This window comes from Erysipelatoclostridium sp. MSK.7.34 (assembly GCF_019041935.1).
Lineage (GTDB): Bacteria > Bacillota_I > Bacilli_A > Erysipelotrichales > Coprobacillaceae > Thomasclavelia > Thomasclavelia ramosa.
On record NZ_JAHPYJ010000004.1, the window covers coordinates 193645 to 200067 of the forward strand.

The 6423-nt window shown below is 39.4% G+C and carries 7 protein-coding genes and 2 rRNA genes; all 9 read right to left on the minus strand.

What is annotated here, in order from left to right; translation table 11 throughout:
- Nucleotides 1-834: a 50S ribosomal protein L2 gene (gene rplB, locus KTF99_RS04840; protein WP_003536814.1), complete on the minus strand. Its 834-nt coding sequence runs from the start codon at nt 832-834 to the stop codon at nt 1-3.
- 52 nt (nt 835-886) lie between these two features.
- Complete coding sequence (gene rplW / locus KTF99_RS04845) at nt 887-1177, minus strand: 50S ribosomal protein L23 (protein ID WP_003536811.1); 291 nt, start codon at nt 1175-1177, stop codon at nt 887-889.
- Nucleotides 1177-1800: a 50S ribosomal protein L4 gene (rplD, locus tag KTF99_RS04850; RefSeq protein ID WP_003536810.1), complete on the minus strand. Its 624-nt coding sequence runs from the start codon at nt 1798-1800 to the stop codon at nt 1177-1179. The genes rplW and rplD overlap by 1 nt, the downstream gene beginning before the upstream one ends.
- Nucleotides 1801-1821: 21 nt before the next feature.
- Nucleotides 1822-2550 carry a 50S ribosomal protein L3 gene (gene rplC, locus KTF99_RS04855; RefSeq protein WP_003536808.1) on the minus strand — a complete coding sequence of 243 codons (729 nt, stop codon included), beginning with the start codon at nt 2548-2550 and terminating at the stop codon, nt 1822-1824.
- Between the two features lie 21 nt (nt 2551-2571).
- Entirely contained in the window at nt 2572-2880 is a 309-nt protein-coding gene (rpsJ, locus tag KTF99_RS04860) for a 30S ribosomal protein S10 (protein WP_003536806.1), read from the minus strand.
- 212 nt (nt 2881-3092) lie between these two features.
- Nucleotides 3093-3680 carry a histidine phosphatase family protein gene (locus tag KTF99_RS04865; RefSeq protein ID WP_029481286.1) on the minus strand — a complete coding sequence of 196 codons (588 nt, stop codon included), beginning with the start codon at nt 3678-3680 and terminating at the stop codon, nt 3093-3095.
- A gap of 10 nt (nt 3681-3690) precedes the next feature.
- Nucleotides 3691-4311 (minus strand): flavodoxin family protein, encoded by a 621-nt coding sequence (locus KTF99_RS04870; RefSeq protein WP_003536800.1) that lies wholly within the window; start codon nt 4309-4311, stop codon nt 3691-3693.
- Between the two features lie 93 nt (nt 4312-4404).
- Nucleotides 4405-4513, minus strand: a 5S ribosomal RNA gene (gene rrf, locus KTF99_RS04875).
- Between the two features lie 115 nt (nt 4514-4628).
- Nucleotides 4629-6423 (minus strand): 23S ribosomal RNA (locus KTF99_RS04880); the annotation flags it as partial.

Below are 6423 nucleotides of genomic sequence, written 5' to 3' on the forward strand. Positions count from 1 at the left end.
TTATTTAGAATTTCTGCGACGTACAATTAATTTAGTAGACGCTTTCTTATTTTTTCTAGTTTTAACACCCATTGCTTTTTTACCCCAAGGTGTCATTGGAGCTTTACGTCCGATAGAAGTTCTACCTTCACCACCACCATGAGGGTGATCGTTAGGGTTCATTACAGAACCACGTACTGTAGGTTTAACACCTTTCCATCTCATACGTCCAGCTTTACCATAGTTAACTAATCCGTGGTCTTCGTTTCCAACAACCCCAACAGTAGCTCTACATACAGCTAATAATTTACGTACTTCACCAGATGCTAATCTTACGATTACATATCTTTCTTCTTTACCTAAGATCTGAGCAGACACACCAGCAGAACGTGCGATTTGTCCACCTTTACCAGGTTGCATTTCGATATTGTGGATTACAGTACCTTCAGGCATATTTCCCATTGGTAAAGCATTTCCTACTTTAATATCTGCGTTTTCACCAGATACGATCTTACTTCCAACTTCTAATCCTTTTGGAGCTAAAATATATCTTTTTTCACCATCTGCATAGTTAATTAATGCGATGTTTGCTGATCTATTTGGATCATATTCGATAGTTGCTACAGTTCCAACGATATCATCTTTATTACGTTTGAAGTCAATAATACGATATTTACGTTTATGTCCTCCACCATGATGACGTGTTGTAATAACACCTTGGTTATTACGTCCACCGTTTTTGCTTACTTTTGCAACTAAAGATTTCTCAGGTTTGTTTGTTGTAATTTCTTCATAAGTTAATGAAGTCATATTACGACGACCATTCGTCACTGGCTTATAAGTTTTAATTGCCATCTTTAGTTTCCTCCTAGTTATCTGGAATTATGTATTCCAATATTTTAGTTAATTATTCCTCACCGAAATAATTGATTTCGTTACCTTCAGCTAATTTAACGATAGCTTTTCTTCTACGATTAGTTTTACCTTCGTATCTACCCATTCTCTTAGTTTTAGGTTTAACGTTCATAACATTAACACTTTCAACTTTCACACCAAACATTGCTTCAACAGCTTGTTTGATTTCAACTTTATTTGCATTAACATCTACATCAAACGTGTATTTGTTTTCGTTTGCTTGAAGAGTCATTGTTTTTTCAGTAAGTACTGGTTTTTTTAATACATCTGTAATGTGTGCCATTATCCTAGTACCTCCTCAACAGATTTAATAGCAGCTTCAGTCATGATTAACTTGTTGCTGTTTAAGATATCATAAACATTTACATGTTTTGCATCTAATAATTTAACGCCTGGGATGTTGTTAGCACTTCTAGCAACGTTTGGACAAATTTCGTCAACAACGATCAATGTCTTAACTGGTGCTTCTAAATTTGCTAATACTTTCACCATTTCTTTTGTTTTTGGAGCGTCGAATTTAATAGCTTCTAAAGCCATGAATTCATTATCGTTAATTTTAGTAGATAGTGCTGATTTAAGCGCTAATCTTCTAACTTTACGATTTAATTTAAATTTATAACTTCTAGGTGTTGGACCAAATACAACTCCTCCTCCACGCCATTGTGGTGCACGGATTGATCCTTGTCTAGCTCTACCAGTACCTTTTTGACGCCATGGTTTTTTACCACCACCACGAACTTCAGTACGGTTTTTTACTTTATGAGTACCTTGTCTTAATGATGCTCTTTGTAATAAGACCATATCAAATAATGCTTGTTTATTTGGTTCAATCCCAAATACAGCTTCATTTAATTCTAAATCTTTTACTTCAGAACCTTCTTGGTTATATACTTTAACTGTAAGCATATCGAATCCTCCTTCCCTAAATTATTCAGCTGCTTCAACTGGTGTTTCAGTTGCTGCATCTGCTTCTTTAGTTTCTTCTACTACTGGTGTAAAGTCTACTAATTCATGAGCTTCGTTTACTTTACCAGCTGCTTTAATTCCAGATTTTACAATTACTAATCCTTTTTTAGGTCCAGGTACTGACCCTTTGATTAATAATAAATTATTTTCTACATCAACAGCTACCACTTCTAAGTTTTGTACTGTTCTTGTTACATGTCCCATTTGTCCTGGTAATTTTTTACCTGGAGCAATTCTGTTTGGAGCGATTGGTCCCATTGAACCAACAATTCTATGAGCTCCTGAACCATGTCCTTTAGGACCGATTCTTTGACCATGTCTTTTAATAACACCTTGATAACCTTTACCTTTAGAAGTTCCAGTTACATCTACAACTTCACCTGCTACGAAGCTATCAACAGTAATTTTATCTCCAACTTCATAACTCATCATTTCGTCATAACGAAATTCTTTAATGAAGCGCTTAGGAGCTGTGTTAGCTTTTTTCACAATACCTAATTCAGCTTTATTAGCTAATTTTTCTCTCTTATCTTCGAATCCAACTTGGATTGCATCATATCCATCAGTAGCAACTGTTTTCTTTTGTAATACAACGTTAGCATCAGCTTCTACTACAGTTACTGGGATTAATAAACCATCAGTTGTGAAGACTTGAGTCATTCCAATCTTACGACCTAAGATTCCTTTCATGAGTTACACCTTTTACCTTTCTTATAATTTAATTTCGATGTCTACACCACTTGGTAATTCTAATCTTGTTAGAATGTCAACTGTTTCTTGTGTAGGATTCACAATGTCGATTAAACGTTTGTGAGTTCTGATTTCAAATTGTTCACGAGAATCTTTATACTTGTGAACCGCTCTTAATACTGTATAAATTTCTTTTTCAGTTGGTAGAGGTACAGGACCTACTACTTGAGCTCCAGATTTCTTAGCAGCACCAATAATTTTTTCTGCTGAGTTATCTAGAATTTTGTGATCAAATGATTTTAATCTAATTCTAATTTTGTTATTTGCCATGATTTTTCTCCTTTCAACTTATAGGATGTGACTTACTCAATACGAATTCCCTGAAACATGCCGTTTCATGACAACGCCTTTCGGTGTTTCAGCAACCTCGCACATCTTTGCAACGTCAACGGTAGTATTTTAACAAAAAAAAGCCCCTATTGCAAGGCTTTTTTTCATTTATTTTAATTAATTTTTCTTCATTTAATCATGCTATTTTTAATCTACTGAGCAACCTGTAAGTTATATTCAATCACTCGATATTCACCATGACGATCAATAATGGTGATCGAGCAATTAGCTGGACCATCCATATTAACAAAATTATGGTCAATGTTAACTACTGTATTTAAAATCGTGCCCCCGTGAGTCGCAATTAATATATTCTCGTCAGGATATTGAGCAGTTATCTCATCTAGTTTTGTGAAAATTCGTTTCGTAAAATCAAAACCGCTTTCTCCTTCTAAAGAACTCCATCCTTCATTTAACAGTAATGATACAAAATTATCATGTTTCATTCCTTTAAATAACTGACTACCATCTTCACCTTCAACTACTCCAAAATCAATTTCCTTGAATTCTTTACATGGGTAGATCGGATATTTTCCACCAGTTGCATATGTCGCAGTATCCAATGTCCTTTCACTTGTTGAACAATAAACAGCTGCAAAATTTATTGTATCTAAATATTCCTTAACAGCTTTAGCCTGGGCTATTCCTTTAGCTGTTAATTTAGAATCACAACTTCCTTGGATTAGATTTTTTTGATTAAATAAAGTTTGCCCATGACGTAATAAATAAATTCGTGTCATTCTAATACTCCTATCTGATAAAATTAGTTGCTATTTTTAGTTCTGCATCAGGTAAACCATGTTTTTCTTTACCTAAAGCAATACTTTTGAGTAAGAATGCCATATTATTACCTAATACTTTCATTGTCTGCATTCCTTCAAAATCTTGTTTTACTTCTTCGGGTGTATTACCATGTACGCTATTCCAATATTGCGAAGATACAATCGGCATTTGAGCGATTGTAAAATATTTATTTAATTGATCAAAAGTAGCACTGGCACCGCCTCGGCGACAACTAACTACAGTGGCACCAACTTTAAAACGTTTATCGAATCTTGAAGCATAGAATAGACGATCCATAAAGGAAGCAATCATTCCAGAAGAGCTTGCATAATGAACAGGACTTCCTATCACAATTCCATCAGCAGCTTCAAATAGTTTTAAACACTCATTAACAGCATCACTGTTATCTATACATTCACCTTTCTCATGGCAAACACCACATCCCATGCAACCCCTAATAGCTTTTGTTCCAATATGAAATATTTCAGTATCAATACCATTAGTATTTAATGCTTTAGCAACTTCATTCAAAGCTGTAAAAGTACAGCCATTTCTTCTAAAACTTCCATTAATTAATAATACTTTCATACCACATCCTCCATCTTTAATAAATATAATAGCGCAATCTATAATAATTGCAAAGAAAAAAGGATACGCAGAGGTATCCGTAAATAAAAAAAGAACCGGCAGCTTGCTATTGTCGCACCTTGGTACTATCTTCGCCGTTATGATGCTTAACTTCTGTGTTCGGTATGGGAACAGGTGTGTCCATCATGCTATCGCTACCAGATCTTCTTTTCTAAGCAATTCCTTTCGAGAATCACTCAAAACTAGATAATAGTTTTCTTGCGTCTTTTGTCTTCCACTTTGTCTTCTTTCAGTTTCAAGCCTTAACCCTTTTTCTCTAGGTTAAGTCCTCGACCTATTAGTATCAGTCCGCTGAACATGTCGCCATGCTTACACTCCTGACCTATCAACCTTATCGTCTTTAAGGGGTCTTACTTACTTGCGTAATGGGAAGTCTCATCTTGAAGTGGGTTTCACACTTAGATGCCTTCAGCGTTTATCCCTTCCATATTTAGCTACCCAGCTGTGCCACTGGCGTGACAACTGGTGCACCATTGATATGTCCATCCCGGTCCTCTCGTACTGAGGACAGATCTTCTCAAACTTCCTACGCCCACGACAGATAGGGACCGAACTGTCTCACGACGTTCTGAACCCAGCTCGCGTACCGCTTTAATGGGCGAACAGCCCAACCCTTGGAACCGACTTCAGCTCCAGGATGCGATGAGCCGACATCGAGGTGCCAAACCTCCCCGTCGATGTGAACTCTTGGGGGAGATCAGCCTGTTATCCCCAGGGTAGCTTTTATCCGTTGAGCGACGGCCTTTCCATTCAGCACCGCCGGATCACTAAGCCCGACTTTCGTCCCTGCTCGACTTGTAGGTCTCGCAGTCAAACACCCTTATGCCTTTGCACTCTGCGCTTGATTTCCATCCAAGCTGAGGGTATCTTTGGGCGCCTCCGTTACTCTTTGGGAGGCGACCGCCCCAGTCAAACTGCCCACCTGACACTGTCCCGTTGCCAGTTCCATGGCATCCGGTTAGAACTCCAATACAAGAAGAGTAGTATCCCAACATTGACTCCTCACACACTGGCGTGCATGTCTCTCAGTCTCCTACCTATCCTGTACATCTTGCATCAAAGTCCAATATCAAGCTACAGTAAAGCTCCATGGGGTCTTTCCGTCTAGTCGCGGGTAACCTGCATCTTCACAGGTACTAAGACTTCACCGAGTCTACAGCTGAGACAGCGCCCAAATCGTTACGCCTTTCGTGCGGGTCAGAACTTACCTGACAAGGAATTTCGCTACCTTAGGACCGTTATAGTTACGGCCGCCGTTTACTGGGGCTTCAATTCAATGCTTCGCTTGCGCTGACACATCCTCTTAACCTTCCAGCACCGGGCAGGCGTCACCCCATATACGTCGTCTTTCGACTTAGCATAGAGCTGTGTTTTTGGTAAACAGTCGCTTGGGCCGTTTCACTGCGGCTCATATCTCTATGAGCACTCCTTATCCCTAAGTTACGGAGTCATTTTGCAGAGTTCCTTAGCTATAGTTCTCTCGCTCACCTTAGGATTCTCTCCTCACCCATGTGTGTCCATTTTCGGTACGGGTTACTGTATGATTATCACTAGAAGCTTTTCTTGGAAGCTGGCTTCACGGACTTCTGTACTTGCCGCAGCTTTCCATACGCCTCACGCCTTTGCCTTTCGACAGCCGGATTTGCCTGGCTGTCGGCTACCTCGCTTGCACCTGCATTTCCATCAGCAGGATCCGCTAGCCTTCTCCGTCACTCCATCATTCATACCGTAAGTACAGGAATCTCTACCTGTTGTCCATCGACTACGCCTCTCGGCCTCGCCTTAGGTCCCGACTTACCCAGAGCGGACGAACCTTCCTCTGGAAACCTTGGGTTTTCGGTGCGTGGGATTCTCACCCACGTTTCGCTACTCACACCGGCATTCTCTCTTCTATGCGCTCCACGGCTCCTTACGGTACCGCTTCTCCGCACATAGAACGCTCCCCTACCACTCACGCTTACGCGTAAATCCATAGCTTCGGTAATATACTTAGCCCCGGTAAATTATCGGCGCAGAGTCATTCGACTAGTGAGCTGTTACGCACTCTTTAAA